Annotated in this window: 26 protein-coding genes and 1 pseudogene; 16 read left to right on the top strand and 11 right to left on the bottom strand. The window is 68.5% G+C overall.

Annotation, left to right across the window (positions count from 1 at the left end):
• The 5 genes from QH195_RS22980 to QH195_RS22960 form a co-directional block, all read right to left on the bottom strand.
• Positions 1 to 1,329 (bottom strand): hypothetical protein (locus QH195_RS22980; RefSeq protein ID WP_280436961.1); only part of this gene is annotated, 1,329 nt, incomplete at its 3' end.
• A gap of 132 nt (positions 1,330 to 1,461) precedes the next feature.
• The gene (locus QH195_RS22975; protein WP_280436960.1) at positions 1,462 to 2,040 is read right to left on the bottom strand and encodes a molybdopterin-dependent oxidoreductase; all 579 of its coding nucleotides are present in this window, start codon (positions 2,038 to 2,040) and stop codon (positions 1,462 to 1,464) included.
• Between the two features lie 293 nt (positions 2,041 to 2,333).
• Complete coding sequence (locus QH195_RS22970) at positions 2,334 to 3,146, bottom strand: ABC transporter ATP-binding protein (RefSeq protein ID WP_432278448.1); 813 nt, start codon at positions 3,144 to 3,146, stop codon at positions 2,334 to 2,336.
• Positions 3,143 to 4,225, bottom strand: a complete 1,083-nt coding sequence (locus QH195_RS22965) for a FecCD family ABC transporter permease (protein WP_280436959.1) — start codon at positions 4,223 to 4,225, stop codon at positions 3,143 to 3,145. Before QH195_RS22965 ends, QH195_RS22970 begins: the two co-directional genes overlap by 4 nt.
• The gene (locus QH195_RS22960) at positions 4,222 to 5,289 is read right to left on the bottom strand and encodes a FecCD family ABC transporter permease (RefSeq protein WP_280426508.1); all 1,068 of its coding nucleotides are present in this window, start codon (positions 5,287 to 5,289) and stop codon (positions 4,222 to 4,224) included. The genes QH195_RS22965 and QH195_RS22960 overlap by 4 nt, the downstream gene beginning before the upstream one ends.
• A 274-nt stretch (positions 5,290 to 5,563) precedes the next feature.
• Here QH195_RS22960 and QH195_RS22955 point away from each other — a divergent pair, with 274 nt between their 5' ends.
• Entirely contained in the window at positions 5,564 to 6,430 is an 867-nt protein-coding gene (locus QH195_RS22955) for an ABC transporter substrate-binding protein (protein ID WP_280426509.1), read from the top strand.
• Between the two features lie 69 nt (positions 6,431 to 6,499).
• On the opposite strand, the gene QH195_RS22950 is transcribed toward QH195_RS22955, so the two are convergent.
• A complete protein-coding gene (locus tag QH195_RS22950) occupies positions 6,500 to 7,018 on the bottom strand; it encodes a DinB family protein (RefSeq protein WP_280426510.1) in 519 nt (172 codons plus the stop codon).
• 480 nt (positions 7,019 to 7,498) lie between these two features.
• Here QH195_RS22950 and QH195_RS22945 point away from each other — a divergent pair, with 480 nt between their 5' ends.
• Together QH195_RS22945 and QH195_RS22940 are read left to right on the top strand one after the other, a co-directional pair.
• Positions 7,499 to 8,152 (top strand): TetR/AcrR family transcriptional regulator, encoded by a 654-nt coding sequence (locus tag QH195_RS22945; RefSeq protein WP_280436958.1) that lies wholly within the window; start codon positions 7,499 to 7,501, stop codon positions 8,150 to 8,152.
• Between the two features lie 11 nt (positions 8,153 to 8,163).
• On the top strand, positions 8,164 to 8,811 hold the full coding sequence (locus QH195_RS22940; RefSeq protein WP_280436957.1) for an enoyl-CoA hydratase/isomerase family protein: 648 nt from the start codon (positions 8,164 to 8,166) through the stop codon (positions 8,809 to 8,811).
• Positions 8,812 to 9,053: 242 nt separating this feature from the next.
• On the opposite strand, the gene QH195_RS22935 is transcribed toward QH195_RS22940, so the two are convergent.
• Together QH195_RS22935 and QH195_RS22930 are read right to left on the bottom strand one after the other, a co-directional pair.
• Entirely contained in the window at positions 9,054 to 10,523 is a 1,470-nt protein-coding gene (locus QH195_RS22935) for an MFS transporter (protein WP_280436956.1), read from the bottom strand.
• A gap of 116 nt (positions 10,524 to 10,639) precedes the next feature.
• Positions 10,640 to 11,752 carry an FAD-dependent monooxygenase gene (locus QH195_RS22930; protein WP_280436955.1) on the bottom strand — a complete coding sequence of 371 codons (1,113 nt, stop codon included), beginning with the start codon at positions 11,750 to 11,752 and terminating at the stop codon, positions 10,640 to 10,642.
• Positions 11,753 to 11,975: 223 nt separating this feature from the next.
• Between QH195_RS22930 and QH195_RS22925 the strand changes: the two genes are divergently transcribed.
• Positions 11,976 to 12,581: a TetR/AcrR family transcriptional regulator gene (locus tag QH195_RS22925; RefSeq protein ID WP_280426515.1), complete on the top strand. Its 606-nt coding sequence runs from the start codon at positions 11,976 to 11,978 to the stop codon at positions 12,579 to 12,581.
• Between the two features lie 98 nt (positions 12,582 to 12,679).
• Here the strand turns inward: QH195_RS22925 and QH195_RS22920 are convergent, their stop codons facing one another.
• Positions 12,680 to 13,306 (bottom strand): sodium:solute symporter family transporter, encoded by a 627-nt coding sequence (locus QH195_RS22920; RefSeq protein WP_280436954.1) that lies wholly within the window; start codon positions 13,304 to 13,306, stop codon positions 12,680 to 12,682.
• Positions 13,307 to 13,353: 47 nt separating this feature from the next.
• Between QH195_RS22920 and QH195_RS22915 the strand changes: the two are divergent.
• Positions 13,354 to 13,911: pseudogene (locus QH195_RS22915) on the top strand (enolase C-terminal domain-like protein); the annotation flags it as partial.
• An 11-nt stretch (positions 13,912 to 13,922) separates the two neighbouring features.
• Positions 13,923 to 14,222 (top strand): muconolactone Delta-isomerase, encoded by a 300-nt coding sequence (gene catC, locus QH195_RS22910; RefSeq protein ID WP_280436953.1) that lies wholly within the window; start codon positions 13,923 to 13,925, stop codon positions 14,220 to 14,222.
• Positions 14,223 to 14,271: 49 nt separating this feature from the next.
• Here the strand turns inward: catC and QH195_RS22905 are convergent, their stop codons facing one another.
• On the bottom strand, positions 14,272 to 15,024 hold the full coding sequence (locus QH195_RS22905) for a flavin reductase family protein (protein ID WP_432278447.1): 753 nt from the start codon (positions 15,022 to 15,024) through the stop codon (positions 14,272 to 14,274).
• 298 nt (positions 15,025 to 15,322) lie between these two features.
• Positions 15,323 to 15,544, bottom strand: a complete 222-nt coding sequence (locus QH195_RS22900) for a hypothetical protein (protein ID WP_280436952.1) — start codon at positions 15,542 to 15,544, stop codon at positions 15,323 to 15,325.
• Positions 15,545 to 15,752: 208 nt separating this feature from the next.
• Here QH195_RS22900 and QH195_RS22895 point away from each other — a divergent pair, with 208 nt between their 5' ends.
• The 10 genes from QH195_RS22895 (at position 15,753) to QH195_RS22850 (ending at position 22,076) form a co-directional block, all read left to right on the top strand.
• The gene (locus tag QH195_RS22895; RefSeq protein ID WP_280436951.1) at positions 15,753 to 16,319 is read left to right on the top strand and encodes an RNA polymerase sigma factor; all 567 of its coding nucleotides are present in this window, start codon (positions 15,753 to 15,755) and stop codon (positions 16,317 to 16,319) included.
• Entirely contained in the window at positions 16,310 to 16,927 is a 618-nt protein-coding gene (locus QH195_RS22890; RefSeq protein ID WP_280436950.1) for an Asp23/Gls24 family envelope stress response protein, read from the top strand. Before QH195_RS22895 ends, QH195_RS22890 begins: the two co-directional genes overlap by 10 nt.
• Positions 16,924 to 17,292 (top strand): Asp23/Gls24 family envelope stress response protein, encoded by a 369-nt coding sequence (locus tag QH195_RS22885; protein WP_280436949.1) that lies wholly within the window; start codon positions 16,924 to 16,926, stop codon positions 17,290 to 17,292. The genes QH195_RS22890 and QH195_RS22885 overlap by 4 nt, the downstream gene beginning before the upstream one ends.
• Complete coding sequence (locus tag QH195_RS22880; RefSeq protein WP_280436948.1) at positions 17,292 to 17,621, top strand: hypothetical protein; 330 nt, start codon at positions 17,292 to 17,294, stop codon at positions 17,619 to 17,621. Before QH195_RS22885 ends, QH195_RS22880 begins: the two co-directional genes overlap by 1 nt.
• A 64-nt stretch (positions 17,622 to 17,685) precedes the next feature.
• Positions 17,686 to 18,186 carry an Asp23/Gls24 family envelope stress response protein gene (locus QH195_RS22875; RefSeq protein ID WP_280436947.1) on the top strand — a complete coding sequence of 167 codons (501 nt, stop codon included), beginning with the start codon at positions 17,686 to 17,688 and terminating at the stop codon, positions 18,184 to 18,186.
• A 31-nt stretch (positions 18,187 to 18,217) separates the two neighbouring features.
• A complete protein-coding gene (locus QH195_RS22870; RefSeq protein ID WP_280426538.1) occupies positions 18,218 to 18,409 on the top strand; it encodes a hypothetical protein in 192 nt (63 codons plus the stop codon).
• Positions 18,406 to 18,726: an Asp23/Gls24 family envelope stress response protein gene (locus tag QH195_RS22865; RefSeq protein WP_280436946.1), complete on the top strand. Its 321-nt coding sequence runs from the start codon at positions 18,406 to 18,408 to the stop codon at positions 18,724 to 18,726. The genes QH195_RS22870 and QH195_RS22865 overlap by 4 nt, the downstream gene beginning before the upstream one ends.
• Complete coding sequence (locus tag QH195_RS22860; protein ID WP_280426540.1) at positions 18,723 to 19,295, top strand: DUF6286 domain-containing protein; 573 nt, start codon at positions 18,723 to 18,725, stop codon at positions 19,293 to 19,295. Before QH195_RS22865 ends, QH195_RS22860 begins: the two co-directional genes overlap by 4 nt.
• 109 nt (positions 19,296 to 19,404) lie before the next feature.
• Positions 19,405 to 19,980, top strand: coding sequence for an alkaline shock response membrane anchor protein AmaP (locus QH195_RS22855; RefSeq protein ID WP_280436945.1), 576 nt, complete (start codon positions 19,405 to 19,407; stop codon positions 19,978 to 19,980).
• A 122-nt stretch (positions 19,981 to 20,102) separates the two neighbouring features.
• Positions 20,103 to 22,076 (top strand): neutral/alkaline ceramidase, encoded by a 1,974-nt coding sequence (locus QH195_RS22850; protein WP_280436944.1) that lies wholly within the window; start codon positions 20,103 to 20,105, stop codon positions 22,074 to 22,076.
• Positions 22,077 to 22,304 lie beyond the last annotated feature (228 nt).

Below are 22,304 nucleotides of genomic sequence, written 5' to 3'. Positions count from 1 at the left end.
TGTCAGCGCACTTCCGCCCATATCGGGGGTGAGCAGGGTGCCGTTCTGGATACGGAGGATATCCGCGTAGCCGTTGAAAAGGCGGCCGAACCGCAGGGCGATCCAGCACACGGGCACATCCTCGTCGGCGCTGTATGCCGCGGATTGTTCGGCGAACGCACAACCGGAGGGGATCGCCGCACCGATCAGTCCCAGCGCGACGAGAGCCCGCCCGTGTTTACGCAGCCGCGCCGCCAACTGCCCGACGGAAAGCACGAGAACGACCGCACCGAGCGCCCACACCGGGGTGGCGAAGCGGAATTGCGCCATCCAATCCGGTTCCAGGACACAGTAGGCGACCACCGCCAGCACCAGCGGCACCAGCAGCGCGACAGCACCGCTGCGCCATTTGCTCGGCGGCCACAGCGCGAGTCCGCCCACTACAACGGCCGCCGGCACCGCGGGAACACCCACGTAGCGCACCAGCTCCCCCACTCTGGTCAGGTCGTATACGGAGGGCAGCGACTGGTGTTTGGCGACTGCGGTATTCGGAACAAACCTGCCGAACTCGACGATCCGCCACAGCAGATAGGTCCCGAAGGGAATCGCGAACGCGAGTCCGGAATACAGTCCGCACCGGAGCGCGGCGGGCCAGGTCGCGCGCCGCACCAGGACCACCGAAATCAGCGGGTAGGCGGCCAGGTAGATCAGGCCGTCGGGACGAGTCGACGCGGCGAACGCGGCCAGCGCACCGGCCGTCACCGCCACCGCCGGTGTCCACAATCTGTCGTCGAGCACCGCCAGAAAAAGATGCACGGCCAGAACGCACACCGTCAGTGCGAACAGCGCGTTCTCCAGGCCGGAAAAGCACCAGATCACGAAGGAAGGGATCGCGGCCAGGACCGCGCCTGTCGCAAGGGTCGCCGATGCGGGCCACCGTGATACCCGGCGGGCGGCGGCGTAGCACGCGGCGAGGATCCCCATACAGCAGATCAGCGCGACCGCCTTCGGATAGAAGGCGTAATCGGGGATACCGAAAATGGCACCGCGGTCGAAAAGACCACACCATTTGCCCACCATCAGCACGAAAAGCCAGGTCGGGTTGGAGAACCCTTCCACCGGTTCGGCGCCGGGCTGCAACACCGGACCGAACCCCTCGGCGGCACTGCGCGCATACGCGAAAGTGATGCCCGCATCGTCGACGATCCAGCTGCCGTACTCACTCGCGCGCCATCCCAGCAGCACGGCACCGCCCAGAACAGCCGCAAGCGGAGCCGGCCACGACCGGCTACGGCGCTGCGGCGCTTCCTCCGAAATCTCGACCGCCCCGGGCAACTCCGCCGTCAGCACTACAACACCCTCCGCTTGACCGTGCTCGCCCGGCCATGAGGAAACCGACGCCGCACGATGGGCCACCTTGCCGATTCCTCCGGCCGATGGCAAGCGGGGCGCTGAGCCGGACCGTCCGAGACCGGTGCGCGGTCAGCGCGGACGGGTGTGACTGCCGCGGGCGCTCAGCGCGCGGATCGGCGCGATCAGCGCCCGGTAAACGGGACGCACGAGACGGCCGGGGAGGTAACGGTGGCGTTCTTCGTGCCACACCCGTGCCCGCGGGTGTGATGCGAGCGGTGACCAGCGATCGGGAACGGGCGGCTCGGCGGTGTGGAATTCGATGCGGCACAGATGTTTTGTGTTGACGTAGCCATACTGGCCGGGGCTGACGAGCCGCACCGGGGTGCCGTGATCGCTGTCGAGCGGACGTCCGGCGAGGCGGTCCGCGATGAGCACATCCTCGGCCACGACGTCGTCGAGCGATACAACGGACCGGTAGCCGTCGAGGCCTTCGAAGACGATATGACTTATCCGCGTGCCGGATTCGAGCAGCGGCTCGACCTGCGTTCGATAGAACGTCTCGAACGGAACGCCTTCCCATCGCAGCCCCGTCGCCGACCAGCCCGCGACGCAGTGGAAATCGGCTTCGATCTCCCGTCTGGGCAAGGTGGCGAGGTCGGCCACCGGCACGGTGCGCGGCTCGGTGAGGGCCCCGGCGAGCTCGATCACCGGGTTGTCGGGGACCGGCGGCGGCGGATGATGCAGATGTGTGCCGAAGCGCGGGAATCCATCGACGGCGCGTTGCCCCGGTGGGAGTGCCATACCGACCTCCTCTGATTATACGGCTCCGTATAACGCCTTCAGCGTACTGCCCATTCGACATGCTGCACAGCACGAAGGTCCGCACCGTGTTCCAACACACACGTCCGGTATTCGCCCGAGCGGCATATGACGTGCCCCCGAGTCGAACCCGAGGACGGGTGCCGACCGCGACACATCAGTGAGGGATTGTTGTGTCGGAGTCACGTTCCCGTCGGCACCGAGCCCAGCGGAATGACATGCGGACGACCGTGGGTGGGTTCGGTGATCACCTCGGCGGTGAGCCCGAATACGTCGTGCAGTACCTCCGGGCGCACAACATGTTCGGGCGGTCCCTGGGTCACGATGGCGCCGGACTTCATCGCCACGAGGTGATCGCTGTAGCGGGCGGCCAGCGAGATATCGTGAAGGACCATGACGACGGTCCGATCGTGTTCGCGGTTCATGCGCACGATCAGTTCCAGCAGTTCCACCTGGTGCGCCAGATCCAAGTAGGTCGTCGGCTCGTCGAGGAGCATGATGCCGGTTTCCTGGGCGAGGGTCATGGATATCCAGGCGCGCTGGCGTTGCCCGCCGGAAAGTTCTTCGAGTCTGGAACCGGCCAGGTCGAGGATGCCGGTGCTGGTCAGGGCGTGCCGGAGCGTTTTCTCGTCGAGGACGGAGAACTGTTCGTACCACCGTTGCCGAGGGTGCCGGCCGCGGGAAACGAGGTCGGCGACGGTGAGACCGGGTGGGGCAGCAGGCGATTGGGGCAGGATACTGATACGGCGGGCGACCTGGCGGGTGGGTTGGCTGTCGATGGGCGAGCCGTCGAGCAGGACCCGACCGGAGCGCGGCGCGATGAGCCGGCCGAGGCCGCGCAGCAGGGTCGATTTCCCGCAGCCGTTGGGACCGATGATCGAGGTCACCGATCCCGTCGGGACGTCGAAGGTCATATCGGTGACCACGTCGGCACCGCCGTAACCGAGGGTCAGGTTCTCCGTGCGTAGTACGGATTCCGTGGCCGGACTGCTCACGTGAGCCTCCTCTGGTTCCGCAGGACGAGAAAAATGAGATACGGCCCGCCCAGCACCGCGGTGGCCACCCCCACCGGCAGCGATACCGCCAGCGCGTTCGCGGCGACGGTATCGGCGACCAGTACGAACACCATGCCCACCAGACCGGACAGGAAAAGCGGCGGGACGGCCGCCCCGGTGAGCAGACGCGCGATCTGTGGGCTCGCCAGGGCGACGAATACGAGCGGGCCGGCGACGACGACACCGGTGGAAGCCAGCAGCGTCGCGAGTATCAGCGCGTACAGCCGGAGGCCGCCGATCCGCACGCCGAGTCCGATCGCCACATCGTCGTCCATGGTGAGCAGCACCAGCCGCGACCCCAGCAGCAGCGCACCCGCCAGCAGGGCGAGGGCCAGCAGGCCCATCGGCCGCACCAGCAGCCAGTCTCTACCGTTGAGGGAGCCGGACATCCAGGTCAGTGCCTGGGCCGCGTTGGTGACATCGCCGAGCGTCAGCAGCCAGGTCGTCAGGCTCACGGCCAGCCCGTTGACGCCGAGGCCGACGAGCACCAGGCGGTAGCTGTCGAGCGTCCCGGACCAGGCGGACAGGTACACCACCACCCCGGCCAGGACGCCCCCGGTGAACGCGGCAACCGGTAATCCGGCCTCCCCGGCGATACCGCTCAAACCTGCCGCCCCGCCACCGGCCAGCACCAGCACGGAGACGGCGCCGAGCGACGCACCCGCCGTGACGCCGAGGATGTCGGGACTGGCGAGGGGGTTGCGGGCGACGGTCTGGGTTATCGCTCCCGCCATGGCCAGGCAACCGCCCGCGATGATCGCGCCGACGGTGCGGGGTGCCCGGAACTCGGTGACGGCGAGATGAACCCGGGTGTTCGAATCGTCGCCGAGCAGCGCCCGGACCACCTCGTCGAGGGGTAACGCGGACCCGCCGTTGGCCACATGGACCGCCGCGGCCACCAGGACGAGCAGGAACAGCGATACACCCACCGACAGCGCGCGCGGTGCGATGCGCACGGATACCGGCCCCCAACGCACCACACGCGTGGGAGCGAGCAGGTTCCCGGCCGCGGCGCTCATATCGTCACCAACCGGCGGCGGCGGGCGAGGAGCACGAAGAACGGCGCACCGATCACCGCGAGCACGACCCCGACCGACAGTTCGCCCGGCCGCGCGATGACCCGGCCCACGGTATCGGCCGAGAGCACCAGGACGATACCGAACGCGGCCGCCGCGGGTACCGAACGACGGTAGTCGGCGCCCACGAGCGCCCTGGCGATATGCGGCACCAGCAGTCCGGCGAAGGCGATCGGTCCGGCCATGGTGACGGCGGCCCCGGCGAGCAGGGTGATCGCGGCGATACCGGTACACCGGGCGAGCGGTACCGAGGTCCCGAGCGACCGGGCCGTATCCTCGCCGAGCGCCAGCGTATTGAGCGCACCGATGTTCAGCACGGCCAGCAGCAGTCCGGCGGCGACGAACGGCCACATCGCCTCGATCGTATGCGGGCGCGCGGCCAGCGAACCGACCTGCCAGAAACGCAGGGTGTCCAGGGACGCACTGTCCAGCAGGGCGAGACCGGTGACCAGGCCTCCGCAGAGCGCGGCGACGGCCGCACCGGACAACACCAGGGTGACCGGTGTCGCCCCGTGCCGGGCGGCGGTGCCGACCGCGAAGACCACCACGCTGGCCGCCAGTGCGCCGGCGAAGGCCAGGCCGGCCTCGGCGTGCACGGGAAGACTGCCGAACAGGAAGGTCGCGGCGACGATCGCGAGCGCCGCGCCTTGATTGATGCCGAGCAGTCCCGGTTCGGCGACAGCGTTGCGCGTATGCCCCTGGGTCAGGATTCCGGCGACACCCAGACATGCTCCGGCGGCGATACCGATGAGCGTGCGGGGCCAGCGGAGTTCGCGGATTGTCACGTCCATATCGGTACCGGTGGGGGTGAAGATCGCATGCCATGCCTCGGCCACACTCGACGGACTGCTGCCGACGCAGACGCTGAGCAGGATCGCCGCCAGGACGGCGGCGATCGGTACGGCGACCATGACCAGCGGTGAACGTGCGGAGCGGAGGCGGTTTCCCGGCGTGAGCGAAGCGATGTTCGAGGAGTCCGGCGGATCCGAGGTGGTGCCGTTCAGCACCGGTGCGCTCGCGGATGCGGTGTCGACATCTCGGTACTCCTTGCTAAGGTCAGCTCTACGTTGGGCAGCCTATCCTTATTCGGCTACTTCCTACAGCCCGGCCCGGATGAAAGGTCACCTCATGAGAGGAACGTCCACTCGATCGATCGCGCGGCGATCACTGATCTCTCTCATGGCATGCGGCCTGGTGTTCGCGGGCGGCTGTAGCGGCTCCGGCGAGACGGATCCGGGCGCACCGGCCGGGAGCGGCTCCCCGATCTCGGTAGAACATGCGATGGGCGTCACGACCATCGACAGCCCGCCGGAGAGGGTCGTCGCACTGGACCCCAGCTACGCCGACGCCGCGCTGCTGCTCGGCGCTCCCCTCGTCGGCTATGTCCAGTACCGGGCGGATCCGGGCAATCCGTTCCCGGACTACCTGGGCGATATCGACGCGGCGGTTGCCGATTCCGTCAATGTCGGTACGACGGCCGAGCCGAACCTGGAGAAGATCCTCGAGCTCGAACCTGATCTCATCGTTTCGGCCAAGGTGCGCCACGAGGCGCTCTACGACCAGCTGACCAAGATCGCACCGACCGTGTTCTCCGAGTCCACCGGCCCGACCTGGAAACAGAACATCGTCCTGCTCGGCGAGGCACTGGGCCGTAAGGGCCGGGCCGAAGAGCTGATCACCTCCTACGAGGAGCGCGCGGCCGCGGTGGGTGAGCAGATCCGGGCCCGCAAGCCCGATATCACCTACTCGCTCGTCCGCTTCGCCGGTGAGGACACCGCCCGGCTGTACTCCAGCAACTCGTTCATCGGCGAGATCATGACAGATATGGGGATCCCCCGCCCCGCGGGCGCACCCGACACCACGGAGACCATCTTCACCCCGCTGTCGACGGAGCAGATTCTGAAGGCGGACGCGGGCATCGTCATGGTTTCGGCCTACACCCCGCCGGGCGACGAGGGCGACTCCAGCCGAGCCCAGCAGGCCTCCTTCGAAGCCAACCCGCTGTGGCAGCGCCTGTCGGGCGATGTCCTGCAAGTGGACGACGAACCGTTCGTTCTGTCGGTGAGCATTCAGGGCGCACATGCCTCGATCACCGCGCTGGCGGAGCATTTCGGCGTCGACCCGCGCAAGGACCTGATGCCGGAATAGACACCGGGCTCCCGGCCAGGAGCGGTGACGGCAGGGCGGTCGGCAACCCTACGGGCAGCGCGCAGTCGATCAGGTCGCCCGTTCGGTGTCGACCGGCGACCTGGAATGCATGATCTGCTCTCGGAGGATGTCGGCGTGACCGGCATGCCGCGCGAAGTCCTCGCTCAGGAGCAGATAGATGAACCGCAGGCTGACGTCACCGAGGTGCGGGTGTGTCTTGATATCGTCCAGCTCGAAGTCGGCGGCGGCCATCCGGGAGCACGCACTGGCGCGCTCGAATTCGGCGATCACCTCGGCCAGGGTTTCGTCGTCGCCGACCACGAAACTGGGGTCGCCACCTGTTGTGCCGCCGCCACATTCGCTCTCCGGCACGCCGGCCAGCACATGCTGGAACCAGATCCGCTCGGCGACCGCGGCGTGTTTCACCAACGCGATCGGCGTGGTGAGCGACGCGACCAGACGGCGGCGGGCCTGTTCCTCGGACAGACCGCGCACAGCATTGATCAATTCCACCCGATTTCGCTCGAGCATATGCTCGAGCATGTAGCGCTCGGCGCCGGTGGTGACCTGGGGTATCGACCACGTCATTGTTGTCTCCTATCTCTCGGTGGTTCGTAAAGTCTTTGTGGTGCTTATGTTTCGGCGATTCCGCGCAGCAAGGTCGGTGGCCACGTCGTGCCGTGGTGCATGAAATGGGAAGTTTCGGCAGTAACCGTCTGCCGTGGGCGACCGAGATGACGGACAGCCACAGCAGCGGGTGGCGGATCCGCCGGCCCCGACTGCGGGGCGGGCACGTTACTGCGGGGGATGACTTCGCGGGCGGGTGACCGAGTGCGCGAGCGGCTTGCGCACGAAAGGCCGGCGAGTTCGCCGGACGTGCCGCCTCGGTTCATCGGGCGCCGAATGCGCTACAGCGGAAGTCGAGTCGCAAGATCTGCGCGGTGCAGGCCCGGGATGCCCCAGCCCCTTACGTCATGCGCAGGCGTTGCTGTCAGCGTACCCGACGCAGGAACCACCCGGTATCCGGCGCCCGATATAACAGAGCATTTGCTCTGTTATGCTGCGGTCATGCCCCGCCCTCGAACACACGACCTCGAGCACCTGCTGGATACCGCCGAGCGGATGGCCGTGGACTCCGGTCCCGCCGCGGTCACCGTCCGGGCGCTCTCGGCGGCCACCTCGGTGTCCAACGGGGCGATCTATCACGCATTCGGCTCTCGTGCCGGGTTGATGGGCCGGGTCTGGTCGCGGGCCGCACACCGGTTTCTCGACCTGCAGCGGGCTGCGGTAGACCACGCACTGGCTGCCGGGTCCGGGTCCGAGCAGGCCGTCGAGGCAGTCGTCGCGGCTGCCGATACCCCGGCCGAATTCCTGCTGCGGCACCCCACCTCGGGCCGCTTCCTGCTGACCGTGTCCCGGCGGGAACTGCTCGGTTCCGGCGAGATCGGCGACGATCTCGCCGGGGAAATGCACCGGCTCGATCAGACCCTTGCCGAACTGTTCACCGCATTGGCGGACGCAGTATTCGACCGCACCGACCGCGAAGCCGTCACGGTCATCCGCGACTGCGTGGTGGAACTGCCCACCGCACTTCTGCTGCGCGGGCGGCGACACCCCGATTCCGCACTCCGTCAACGCCTCGCGGCCGCTGTCCGCGCGGTACTGGCAGTTCCCCCGCCGCCTCCTCCCCGCGGCGGCACCACCCCGACCACACCGAAGTGAAAGGCAACTCCATGACCGCGAACCTGACCTTCCAGGACAAGATCGCCGTACTGACCCTCGGCGACGACGAGAATCGCTTCTCGCCGGACTGGCTCGATACCGTCGACACCCACCTCGACACCGTCGAGCGGGACGCCCAGGGCCTGATCACCACCGGCAGCGGGAAGTTCTACTCCAACGGCCTGGACCTGGACTGGCTGATGGCCAACGGCGACCGCGCCGAATGGTACGTCGCCCGCGTCCAGGGGCTGTTCGCCCGAATCCTCACCTTCCCGCTGCCCACCATCGCCGCGGTGAACGGCCACACCTTCGGCGCCGGCGCGATGCTGGCCATCGCCCACGACTACCGCGTGATGCGCGCCGACCGCGGCTACTACTGCTTCCCCGAAGTCGATATCAACATCCCCTTCACTCCTGGCATGGCCGCCCTGATCCAGGCCAAGCTCGGACCCCAGGCCGCAGTCACCGCCATGACCACCGGCCACCGTTTCGGCGGCCCGGAGGCCCTGGCCGCCGGCCTCGTCGATGCCACCGCCGCCGAAGCCGAGGTCCTCACCACCGCCGTCGACCGGCTCACTCCCCTCCTCGGCAAGAACCCCGGAACACTGACCGCCGTCAAAACCACCATGTACAGCGCTGTCACCGCGGCCCTGCGCTGACAACTCCCGGAAGCCCACGACCCTCGTCCGCGCAGAATATTGCGACTACCTGCGGCTAGGCCTTGACTGGCGGCCGATCCGGAGGAGACTGGAGATACACCGGAACAACGAAGAGTGTGACGGATTCGACGGAGACGTCCGGAGAATCGCGGTGACATTCCTCCGAGTCCGGCCAGGCCCCCGGCAAGCCAGTCGGAAACCGGAACAGTCAGCGACGACTGAGGTTCAGGTTCCGATGGAGACTACCGGGGACTGCTCTGTATGGGGGATTCCGGTACCGGTGCGGCAGTCCGGTTGCGTACCAACATGATCGCGGGCACCGCGGCCAGGACGAAGAGCACGCCCGCCATCACGATGTAGAGATACACACCCGTCGCCGTGCTCACCGGGGCACCGTCGGCGCCGGTCCCGGGAATTCGGGTCGCCTCGAGCACCGCGCCACCGGCGAAGTTGAACACGACCGAGCCGAGTGCCATCACGACCGAAATCAGTCCGGCGAAGGTGCCGTGCCGCTCGGGCGTGGCGATACCGGTCGCCAGGTTGTAGCCGGAGGCGCCGATCGCACCGGCGGCCATTCCGACCACGGCTCCGCAGGCTATCGCCAAGGGGAGCACGGATACGCCCGCCAGCATCGCGAAGGTCGCCAGTGCACCGATGGCGATGCCGCCGAAGAGGGGCAGTGCGGGACCGAACCGCCCCGCCAGCCATCCGGCGCCGATACCGCCGATCACGATGCCGAGATTCGGGGTGGCGAGCAGCACCGCGACCGCCTCACCATCGCCCAATCCGTAGCCGAGGCCCAGATCCGGCGGCACCTGGGCGATCAGGCTCGTCAGTTGCAGCATGCTCCGGAACGATCCCGCCGCCAGCACCACGGCGAGCAGCGTCAGCAGGATCGGGCGGCTGAGCGCCCGGAGGTCGATGAGCGGTTCGTCGACGCGCAGCGCGAGATGCGCCCAGCCCGCCAACGCGGCGGCACCGGCGGCCACCAGCGCGATCATGCCCACGGACAGCCAGCCGAGGTCTCGCCCGAGGCTGATGTAGGCGAGGATTGCGCCGAGGCCGCCGCCGAGCAGCAGCGCGCCGGCCACGTCGACCCGGCCGGTGCCGCGCACCGGCGATTCCGGAAGGAAAGTTCGCACGCTGAGCGCCGCGACCGCGGCAAGCAGCGCCGCGGTGACGAATACGCTCCGGTAGCCGAATGTATCGATAACCGGCTGCATCAGGAACGGTTCGATGATTCCGACGACCGACGACCCGGATGTCACGAGCCCGACCACGGCCATCGCCACCCGTGGAGTGCAGATCTGTCGCGTGAGCGCCACCGTGAGGAAGACCGCGGCGAATGCGGCGCCCTGCAGGAAGCGGCCCAGCAGGAATATCCAGATATTGGGGGCCACAAGGCAGATCAACGCTCCCGCACAGGCGAGGAGCAGCGTGCCGGTGAGGACCCGGCGCGTGCCGAAGATATCGGAGCTCTTCGCGAGCAGCGGCGACCATATCGCCCCGGCGAGCATCGCGCTCGCGTTCAACCACGCGGTCTGGCCGGTGTCGAAATGATCCAGCAACTGGGGCAGGACCATCATCGGCGAACCGACGGCCACATCGGCCAGGACGTTGGCGAGGGTGAGCACGGCCGCCCAGAGGACCAGCCGCTTGCTCCAGCGGTGCTCGCGGCCGCCGAGGACGGGATTGTCCAGTGTGTCTGTCACTATTCATCTCTCAGCGCGTGGGGAGGGAGAACCCGGCGATCCGTGCCTTTTGCGGCGGCGCGGGTCGTGGGCTGGATCGGCGTACAGGTCCGGCGGCGGGTCGCATTGCGCCGGGTTCAGTCTGCGCCGGCAGCGGCGGCTCGCAGCGCCTTGTTCCGGGCGGCGATGGCCGCCCAGGTGGGCGGCAACATTCGGTCACGACCGCCGGCGGCGCGGCCCTGCGCGAATGTGACGTAGGGGCGCTGCCGGGCTTCGTATTGCACAAAGGCAGCGGCGTGATCACCGCACCGTTCGAGTTCTTCGGCGAGGAAGTGGGCACCGGTGAGCGCGAGTGAAGTGCCCCGGCCGGACAGATAGGCCGGACTGTACCCGGCGTCGCCGACGAGGACGACGCGACCGCGGTGCCAGGACGGAAGGTGGATCTGGCTCGCGGACGTGAAATAGAAAGCGGGATCGGCACGGGCCGCGTCGAGCAGCTCCGGGATCCGCCACGACCGGTAGCCGGCGAAGGCGTCGAGCAGGATCTTCTTCGGCGCGTCCGGGTCGTGATGGTCGTAGTCGATCGGCTCCGAGCGGAACTGGAAGTTCGCCACAGCCTTACCCTGGTACCGGAACACGCCCGCCATCCGGCCGGGGACGTTGTAGATCGAGTTGGCACCCGCACCTCCGGCCTCGCCGGGGAGATCGGCGAGGGCGAAGTACACGCCGAGATGGCGGAGGTAGTTCTCGCCGGGCCCGAACACCAGCCTGCGTACCGCGGAATGCTGGCCGTCGGCGCCGATCACCAGGTCGTATCGCCCGGTGCGGCCCGATCCGAAACCCACGTCGACGCCGTCGTCCGCGGCGGCGAGCGTTTCGACCGAATCCCCGAACCGGATCGCGACGGTATCCGGTAACGCATCGGCGAGGATACCGACCAGATCCGCACGGAGAAGCTCGATATCGTCGCCGGAGTCGCTGATCTCCGCCATCGGGATCCGGGCGACCGGCTCGCCCCGGCTGTCGACGAACTGGGTGCACTCCGACATCCGGATCCGTTGTGCACGGATCCGCGCCAACAGTCCCATCCGGTACACGGCGTCGATCGCATCGCCGCGGATATCGATGGGTGTACCGGTGAGCCGGAGCTCGGGGGCGTACTCGACGACCGTGACGTCGTGCCCGCGGGTGCCGAGCTCGAGTGCGCAGGCGAGTCCGGCGATACCGGCTCCGGAGACGAGGATGTTCACGTGTGCGCTCCAAGTTCGCTGAGGTGGGTCGCGATCGGATCGACCGGGGCTCGCCCGGTCGCGGGTGAGCAGGGGGCGGGTCCAAAGCCAGTTCGGCGGGTCGCTTCCCACCGCAATCCATAAAAGAAACAATCTGTTGCTTTTAGACTAGCGATCATCCGCTTGCACCGCAACGCCGCACCTGGCGACAATCGGCATCCGAGCAGAGAACAGGAGGTGGGCAATGGCCGAACAGACCGCCGACCGGCCGTCCGCACGGCGCCCCGGTGGCCGCAACGCGCGAGTCCGGGCGCAGATACTCGCCGCCACCGCCGAGCTCGTGGCGCGCGACGGTATCGCGGGCTTCCGGTACGAGGAGGTCGCGGAGCTCGCCGGGGTGAACAAGACCAGCGTCTACCGCAACTGGCCCGACCGCGAAGACCTGGTGGCCGAAGCGCTGCTGCGTTACGCCGAGGATCTCGCCTCGGTCGCCGATACCGGCGATATCGACCGGGACCTGGCGGACTTCCTGCTGGCGCTCGCGGGCGGCCTGGAAACGCCGTTCGGCCGGACGCTCGCCCAGGCCGTCCAGCCCGCCCGCCAGAACTCTTCCGTCGAAGCGCTCACCAAAGTCCTGGACCAGCGGGTGGCCACCCTGCGGCGACGTATCGACACCGCTGTCGACCGGGGCGAGCTGCCTCCGGTGGACAGCTCATTTCTCGGCGAGATGCTCTCCGGCCCGGTGCACCTCATCGTCGACCGGGGTATGCGCGCGTTCACTCGCACGGACGCGGAGCGGATCGTCGCCGTGGTATTGGCCGGCGTCCGGGCGACGGCACCGCACACCTGAGCCACCCCGGCACTCAGGCAGCCGGCCACTGCGCCCACACGAAAGTTGCCGGCCACCCCCTCATCCAGGGGGGCCGGCAACGAATTTCCGCAGTCCCGTCAGGACGGCACGGCGACCGGCTCCTCCGGTTCCGTCGCCCGGCCGATCAGGGCGCGAGTGCGCAGTGACCGGAACACCGCACCGGCGGCCGACGCATCGGCTCCCTTGGGAGTCGTCGCGAAGGCCACGAGAACCGACACCGCGAAGGAGATCGGGGCCACGGCCAGTGCCGGGTTGGAGAACGGAAGCAGCGAATCCGGCCCCTGGACCACCGGACTGAGCAGGATCACCGCAATCGACAGGACGAGACCGGTGACGATGCCGGAGATCACCGCCCGGGCGGTCATCCGGCGCCAGTACAGCGTCAGCAGGAGAGCGGGCAGGTTCGCGCAGGCGGCGATCGACATCCCGAGCGAGGCCAGGAAGGCGACGTTCTGACGCTGCGCGGCGAAGGCGATCGCCACACCGACCAGACAGGTGGCGACGGTGGCGATACGGGCCGCGCGGTGCTGGGCAGCCGAGGACACCTTCCCGTCGCGTAGCACCTGGCCGTAGAGGTCGTGGGCGATGGCACCGGAGGTGGCGATGACCAGCCCGGACAGGGCCGCCAGAATGGTCACGAAGGCCACCGCGGCAACTAAGGCGAGCAGAACGCCGCCGCCGAGGGTTTCGGCGAGCTGCGCCACGGCGAGGTTGCCGCCCTTGTTCTCCGCGGCGATGGTGTCCGGACCGACTCGCCGGGCAGGCCGGCGTGCGGGTGGACATCAACGCCCGCTGGGACCGGCTCACCGCGCTGCGCCACCTCCCCGAATTGGCCGACGGCGGGGTCGAGCTGATCGAACAACCCACCCCCGGTGAGCAATTGGAAGTCCTGGCGGAACTGAACGCCCTGCTGCCGATCCCGGTGATGGCCGACGAAAGCGTGCACACCCCGCACGACGCGCTGGAGATCGCCCGCCGGGGCGCCGCCGATGTCCTCGCGGTGAAAACCACCAAATGCGGTGGCCTGCGCCGCAGCCGCGAAGTGGTGGCCGTCGCCCGCGCGGCCGGCCTGGCCTGCCACGGCGCCACCTCCATCGAGGGCCCGATCGGCACGGCCGCCTCCCTCCACTTCGCCTGCGCCGAGCCCGGAATCGACTTCGGCACCGAACTCTTCGGCCCGCTGTTGTTCAGTGCAGAACTACTGCAGGAACCGCTGCACTACGCCGACGGCCGACTACACCTGCCCACCGGCCCGGGACTCGGAGTGGAACTGAACGTGGACGCCGTCCAACGGTGGACCCGGAACTAGGAAACAAGGATATGCACCTCTACCACGTCCGCATGGATGTCGACATCCCCCGCGACCTCGACGAGGCGGTACGCACCGACACCATCGCCCGCGAGAAGAAGTACTCCCAGGAACTACAGCACGCCGGCAAATGGGTGCACATCTGGCGCATCGTCGGCCAGTACAGCAATATCAGCATCTTCGCCGTCGACTCCCCCGACGAGCTCCACGAAATCCTGTGGAACCTCCCGCTGTTCCCCTATATGACGATCGAAATCCAGCCCCTCACCGCCCACCCCTCCTCGATCCGGCCGGCGGCCGAGCGGGTCTGACCGCACCACCTCCCCGGCTCCCCCGGCGCGCTGCCGATCAATCGGGCGATCAAGCCTCCGGGATCTCGATCCCGGAGGCTGCCCGTGTGATCTCCCCGGCTCCGGACCGCCGCGCGTCCCGGTGTCCCTCGGCCGACAGCTCGGACGGTGCCGGTGTGCCTCGGTCCGCACCCTCCCGGCGGAACTCACCCGGCCACTTGTCGTGCGGAATACGGGCGATCTCGAGTACCTCGCCGATCGTCGACCATTCGTTCCTGCCCAGCCGGGCGAGCGGGCGCAGTCGCTCGATCGCGGGCAGATTGTTGCCGCGGGCGTCGGTGTGCAGCACGGCGGTATCGATGGCCGCGTGCCGGACCCGGCCGATCACCACCGTGGAATCGCCGAGCTCGAGAGTCTGCTCGAGCCGGCACTCCAGCGCGACAGGTGATTCCGCGACCCGCGGCGGCGCCACTGTCGTGCTGGGCTCCGGCGTCAGTCCCACCTCGGTGAACTCCGACAGCTCGGCGGGGAAATCCGTACCTGTGGCATTGACTCGCTCGAACATCGGCTCGGTGGCCAGGCAGACGACGAACTCACCGGTCTCGAGCACATTGCGCAGCGAATCCTTCCGGCCCACCGAGGTGAACTGCACCATGGGTGGGGTAACGCACGAGACCGTGAAGAAGGAATGCGGAGCGAGATTGTCCACGCCCGCGGCGGACCGGGTCGATACCCACGCGATCGGCCGGGGTACGACCACACTGGTCAGGACCTTGTAGAAGCCGCGGTACCCCACCTCGTCCGGGTCGATATCGGTTCGCATCAGAAACATCCTCCTGGCCGGGTCGGCGAGCACCTTCGCATCGACCGGTCCGATGCCGTGACGGCCGATAACGCGTACTCGACGGTAGAACACCGCACCGAGAGCCGGCCCGGCGCAGGGTGCCGCGCGACCCACACTGCCGACGACAACGGCCGGAGTTCTCATCCGGAACGTGTGAAGACCCACGCCATCCCGGACCGTAGCGTTCGGTGCGCCCGTCCACACCGGGCCGTGCCGTTTCCACCGACGCGAGGAGTGACGATGGCTCCGAGCTTGTCCGTCCACAGCGGCGGTACCGCTATCGCCCCGTCCGCAGGATCCTCGACACCGCTGCCAGCCCCACGCCGATACCGGCCGTGGCGGCGACCGTGGCCACCAGCGAATGCGTCAGCATGGCGATTCCCGCGGCGAACAGCAGGCACATGGCCAGGGCCAGCAGTGCGGTCACCCACTCCATCCCGGCGATCCGGACGGTCCGGGGTACCGAACGTTCGGCATTCGGGACACTACGGCGATCCATAGGCACAACCTTTCGTGTCGTTCCGTTCCGTGAGAGGCACACGGTCATAACGACCCGGTCGCACGGTGAACCGCACGAGGCGCACCGGGTGACAACGGTCACACGATGTGTCCGGCCTGTTCCCGGCCCTGCCCCGAAATTCTTCGGCAAATCGGCGTGACGTTCTCCCGGCCGCGGTGTCCTACCGGTGAGCGGTGGAGGAGGTGAGATGACCACGATCGAATCGGCACCGCAGGCAGGCCCCGACGACGCCACCCTGGTGAGCCGGGCACGGGACGGTGACGTCCGCGCCTACGAGGTCCTGGTGGTGCGCTATCAGGGCCGGATGTTCCGGCTGGCTTCGAAGATGCTGGCCGATCGTGGCGAGGCCGAGGACGTGGTCCAGGAGGTTTTCCTGAAGGCATGGCGGCGCCTGTATCAGCTCACCGACGACAGCGCGTTCGTCGGCTGGATGTACCGGATGACCACCAACCGCTGCCTGAACGTGATTCGCACCCGGCGGCCACACGCCGAGCTCGACCCCGAATCCACCGAATCGGCGCGCGCGGACACCCAACCCGAGCACGCGGTACAGGTGAACACGCAACTCGCGGCCCTGAACGCCGCGCTACAGGAACTGACCCCCGAACAACGCGCATGCTGGCTCCTGCGAGAAGTGGACGGACTCGCCTACGACGAGATCGCGTCGATCATCGGGGTCAGTAGTACCGCGGTTCGCGGACGTATCGCGCGGGCGCGAGCCCAATTGTCCGAGGTGATGAAGCCATGGCGGTGAACGAGACAACCGAGCGCAACTATCTCCTGCCGTGCGGGCGGGAGCTGGAGGGGGTGTGGCAACGGCTCGACGAGGAGGAAGCCGCGGCCGCCGACGCGCACGAAGCTTCCTGCCCGCACTGCCGCGCCGCACGCGAAAGCCTGCTGGCGCTGCGGGCCGCGACCCGGGAGCTGATCGACGAACCCGACGAACCCCCACCGGACCTGCTCGGCCGCATCATGTCGGCGGTACGCGCCGACGCACGGAGGGGAAACATGCTGGAACTGCCGACGCCGCATCCCGGTGATATCGAGGTGAGCGAGCAGGCGGTAGCGGCGATCGTGCGCTACGCGGCCGATTCCGTACCCGGAGTCCGGGCCCGGAATTGCCGGGTGCGGCAGGCCCCGCCCGAGGACGGTGTCCGGGGCCCGCTGGATGTGGAGTTGACGATCGCGGTGCGGTTCGGACCGGCAACGCTGGCCGAGGTGCTGCCGGACGTGCGCGCCAGGGTCGCCGCGGCGCTGCCCGAACGGATCGGAACGACGCTGCGCAGACTCGATATCCACGTGGGCGATTTCTACGAGGAGACCTCCGCGGCCGGACCGAACGGATCGGAGGAACGGAAATGACCGGCGACAAGATCTCGATGGTGGTGACGCCTCCGGTGATCGCCGCGGTCGCCGCCCGCGCCGCTGCCGCCACACCGGGCGTCGCGCGACTGGAACCGGGAGTGCGCGGCCTGCTGGCCGTACTCACCCGCGCGGGCAGGCAACGCTGGACCGATGCCGATCCGGCGCCCACCGAAGGGGTGCGCGTCCGGGTTACCGACGCCGGACTGATCGTGCACGTCGATATCGCCGTGCGGGTGAACGGATCGGCCGCCGAGGTCGGCCACGCGGTGCAGGAACAGGTGGCGCGCGAAGTGGGCGAGCACACCGGCCGGCGCGTGGACGCGGTCTGTGTGCACATCCTCGATATCGAACCGGAGCTGTGATGACCGGCGAACAGATCATCGACCGGATACTCGGCGCGCTGGAGAGCGTGCCCGGCCTGCGGCCGGCCGCGCCGCTTCTGGGCGATACGGCGTCCTGGCCGTGGGATACCCGAAATTACGCCGTCGACCTCGGCGCGGAGGTGGTCGAGGTGCGCCTGGTATCCGATGCCCTGCCGCTGCCTCCGCTGCTGGAACGGGCCGGGGCGGCCATTCGCCCGGTACTGGGCGGCACCCGATGGGAACAGGCCGAGCTACGGCTCGTGGTCACCGAACTCGATACAGCGGCGGTCGCCGGGGAAGGAGCCGATCAACTCGGCACCGGAGCGTGACATTCGCCCGTTTCCGGTGTCCGACAAGCGAGATCCGTGAATAACCAGGAGATCAGGAGGAGAAATGACCGCTCCGACCAATGCGAAGACCACCGGGGGCAGCACCACCGACACCGGCGGTCGCGGCGCCGACAACTCGCCCGGAACAACGGCGCGGAGAACCAACCCGCTGGTGACCGACCAGGGCACCACCACCATCGCCGATGTGGTGGTGGAGAAGGTGGCCGGCCTGGCGGCACGTGAGGTCCGCGGTGTGCACGATCTCGGCGGCGGCACCGCCCGGGCGCTCGGCGCGTTGCGGGAACGCATCCCCGGCGCCTCGGCCAGTACCGGTCAAGGTGTCTCGGTGGAGGTGGGCGAAACCCAGGCCGCCGTCGATCTGCAGATCGTCGTGGAATACGGGGTCGCGATCGCCGAGGTCGCCCGCCTGGTGCGGCGCAATGTGATCACCGCGGTCGAGCAGATGACCGGACTCGAGGTCGTCGAGGTGAATATCAACGTCAACGACGTCTTCGTCCCCGGTGACGACGACCAGGACGATACCGAGACCGGCCGGGTGCAATGAGCCGGGCCGCCGCAGCGGAGAGGAGTACACGGTGAACGCCACATCGATAGGCCTGGCGGTCGGTCTCGCGCTCGGTTTCGCCGCCGCCTTCGGCGGTTTCGGCGCATTCCTGATCGTGCTGGTGTTCGCGGCCGCCGGACTGCTGGCCGGCCGATGGCTCGACGGTGAACTCGACCTGAGCGCGGTGCTGCGGTCGGCGCAGCAGAACAGGAGCCGGCGGTGACCGCGGTGAGTGCCGATCTACCGGGTGTGACCACGGTCAGCGGCCGCGCGGTGCGCCGGATCGCCGCGCGGGCCGCCCGCGAGGTCGCCGGTGTCGCCGAGCCGGTCCGGGTCGACGCCGATATCTCCGGGGACCGGGCCGCACTCGATATCCGGCTGCCGGTGCACTATCCGGAACCGGTGGGCCGGGTCACCGACGCCTGCCGTGACCATCTGCTGCGGCGCACCGAGGAGCTGACCGGGCTCGATATCTCCCGGGTCGATATCGTCGTGACCGAACTGGCCACCGAAGCGGCGCCGGCCGGGAGAGTGCGGTGATCCGCAGATCGCGGCGTACGCTGCCCGCCGTCCTGGTCGCGCTGGTGGTGGCGGCGGTGTGCGTCGCGGTGATCGTCTCGCTGGCGCAGCGCTGGGCCGGTGCGCCCGAATTTCTCTCCTACGACACTGTCGCGCGCGAACTGCACGCGACCACCTGGAACGAGTGGCCCGTTCTGGTGGTCGCTCTCGCACTGCTCGCCGCCGGCGCGCTGCTGCTGGCGGCGGCGGTACTGCCCGGCCGGCCCAGGGTGCTGCCGTTGCGCACCGGTGACGATATGGATGCCGGTGTGCCCACCGGCGAGCTTCGGGCACTGCTGCGCGGCGCTGCGACGACAGTGGACGGGGTGAACTCGGCGCGGATCGTTCTCCGGCGCGAAACGGTCCGGGCTGTCGTCGATACCGACCTCCATCGCGGGCATACGGAGATGGCGGACGAGGTCTGTGCCGTGCTGAGCAACCGGATCCGGGAGCTCGGGCGGCCGGTACGGCGGGTGCAGGTGCGGGTGAAGGGCCCCGAGAAGATATCCGGCGGCCGGCGGGCCACCGATATCGCCCCGGCAGCTTCGTGAGGAGCCGGCCACAAGTACCGCAGAGCCCGGGGCGAACAGCGGACGGCCGGGCCGCGAAACCGGTGGGCCCTCAGCTTTTCGACTACGGAACGTGGAACGGAGAGTCCGGATGACCTACGCGAATCGCCCGGCCAGACTGAATCGAACACTGCTCGCGCTACTCGGGGTCGCGCTGCTGGCCGCGGGCGCACTCGCTCTCGCCGGCTACTCCGGATGGCTGGAGTGGACGGATACGGACACACCCCTGGTTCCGGGGACCGCAGCGCCACCGGACTGGGTGTTCTGGCTCGTGATCACGGGCGCCACGGTGCTGGGCCTGCTCTGCCTGCGCTGGCTGGTGGCGCAGCTCTTCCGGATGCCGAGACCGGTGTCGTGGCAGCTGGCGGCCGACGGTTCGGCCGGCCGGACGGTGTTGTCGTCGCGCACGGCGGCTACCGCGGTGGCCGCCGATATCGAGTCCTACGGTGAGGTGCGCGGGGCCGGCGCGTGGCTGGCGGGTCCCCGCGCGACCCCCGAACTCCACTTGGTGGTCACCGCTGAGCCCGGCGCCGATATTTCCCGGCTGCGCGCGCGGATTCACGACGAAGCAGTCCCGCGACTGCGCCGGGCTCTGGACGTCGGCGAACTGCCGGTGCGGCTGGAGCTGGGTTTCGCCGCTGCCGGGCAGTCCGCCCGGTTGCGGTGACGCCGCACGGCGAACCTCTCGGTCGCGCAAGGCAATCCCGGCGTAGTCCTTGCTAGTTTGTCTGTGCAATGAATCCGGGCCGCCGCCGCGGACCGATTCCCACAGGGCAGAAGTAGAGGTCGATGCCGGAAACGAACTATTCGTCCGACCGCCATCTGGTCGGGCGTGCCATTGCCGACATCACGGGAGAACCGGCCGAGGCCGGCATGCTCGGCTACGGCAGAGCCGAGCAGAAGACCACCGGGATACATCTCCGGTTGCGCGCCCGCGCTTTCGTCTTCGCGGACCCGCTCGTCGACCGGCGGGTACTGCTGGTCGTCACCGAACTGCCGCTGATCTTCTCCAGCATCACCCAGGAGGTGCTGCGCCGCCTGGCGCAGCGTTTCGGCGACACCTACACCGAGTCCAACGTGATGATCACCGCAACCCACACCCACTGCGGACCCGGCGGATATTCGCATCACCGGTTGTACAACGGCTCGGGCGGTTTCCGGCACCGGACGTTCGCGGCGATCGTCGACGGCATCGTGGAAGCGGTCGAGCGGGCGCACGAGGACATCGCACCGGCCACCCTGCGCCTGATCCACGGCGAGCTGCACGAGGCCAGCGTCAATCGCTCCCGTGCGGCATTCGACCTGAATCCGCCGGAGGACAAGGATTTCTTCCCGGATGCCATCGACCCGCAGACGACCCTGCTGCGCATCGACCGCGAGGGGGAACCGGTCGGCGCCGTGAACTGGTTCGCCACCCACGGCACCTCGATGACCAACCGGAACACGCTGATCAGCGGCGACAACAAGGGGTACGCGGCCTATCACTGGGAGCGCGTGGTCGAGGGCGTGAACTATCTGGCGGATCCCGACCCCGATTTCGTGGCGGCCTTCGCCCAGACCAACGCCGGCGATATGTCGCCCAACCTGGACGGCAGGCCCGGTCACGGCCCTACCGCCGACGAGTGCGAGAACACCCGGATCATCGGTCTGCGTCAGTACGAGGCCGCGGCGAAACTCGCCGCGGGGTACGTGCCGCGAATGGCCGGCAGTATCGATTTCCGCTTCGTCCATGTCGATCTTTCCGCGGTGACCGTATCCGCGGAGTTCACCGGAGACGGTCGCGAGCACCGCACCGGCAGACCTGCCGGGGGCGCGGCCGCCTTCGCCGGTGCGGGATACGACGGGCCGACACACTGGAAGACCTTTCAGGAAGGCCGCAATCCGGGCTGGGATTTCCTGTCCCGGCTGGCGTACCGGTTCGCGCCCACCCTGCGTGATGCTCAGGCGCCCAAGGCGATCGTCGCTCCGGCCGGACTGCTCAACCGGTCCAAGCCATACGTCCAGGAGATCGTCCCGGTTCAGCTCTTCCGGATCGCGGAACTGTATCTACTCGGGATCCCGGGTGAGGTGACGATCGCCGCCGGCCTGCGGTTGCGGCGCACGGTAGCCGCCGCCCTCGACGTCGAACTGGCCAATGTCCTGATCGCCGGGTACAGCAACGCCTATTTCCACTACGTCACAACCCCCGAGGAGTACGCTGCACAGCGCTATGAAGGTGCGAGCACGTTGTTCGGCCGGTGGCAGCTGCCGGCCCTACAGCAGATCGCGGCGCAGCTCGCGACCGCGCTGAACGACGAAAGCACCGTACCCTCCGCGGCCGCGGCACCCGATCTGTCGGAGCTGTGGCAGTCCGCGAAAACCGAGCCGCCACCGGACTTCCCGCCGGTTGGAAAGAACTTCGGCGACGTGATCACCGAACCTGCCTCGGAGTATCACGCCGGAGAACGGGTGAGCGTCGAATTCGCCGGCGCACACCCCAACCACGACCTGCATCGCGGCCTCACCTATCTCATGGTGCAGCGGCACGACGGGGAGCGCTGGCGCACGATCGCCGACGACGGTGACTGGTCCACCACCTTCGAATGGACGCCCGGCCCGGCCTCGAGCTCACAGATCACCATCGGCTGGCACAGTCCGGCCGACGCGGAGCCGGGGAGCTACCGGATCCGATACTTCGGCGACGCCGTGAAACCCGGCAGCGACCGTGTCCCCATCAGTGGGACCTCATCCGTATTCCGAATCCTCGACGACCACAGCAGCTGATCGATCCGGGCCGGCGCCCCCCCCCCCCCGCCCCCCCCCGGGGGGGGGGGGGGGGGGGTGGCGGCGCCCCCCCCGCGCCCCGGGGGGGGGCGCCGCCCGGGGGGGGGGGGCCCCATTGTTGGGGGGGGGGGGGCCCTTGCTCAACCACCCCCCCTCCAACCCCGCTACCCCCCACGGCGGGGTCGGGTTTTGTAAGTAGGGCGAGCCCTAACCGGCCCCCGGGGTCCC

Origin of the sequence: Nocardia carnea (genome assembly GCF_029868855.1) — a bacterium.
Lineage (GTDB): Bacteria > Actinomycetota > Actinomycetes > Mycobacteriales > Mycobacteriaceae > Nocardia > Nocardia carnea_A.
Note: the sequence above shows the minus strand (reverse complement) of the source record. Positions and strands in the feature narration are given on the sequence as shown.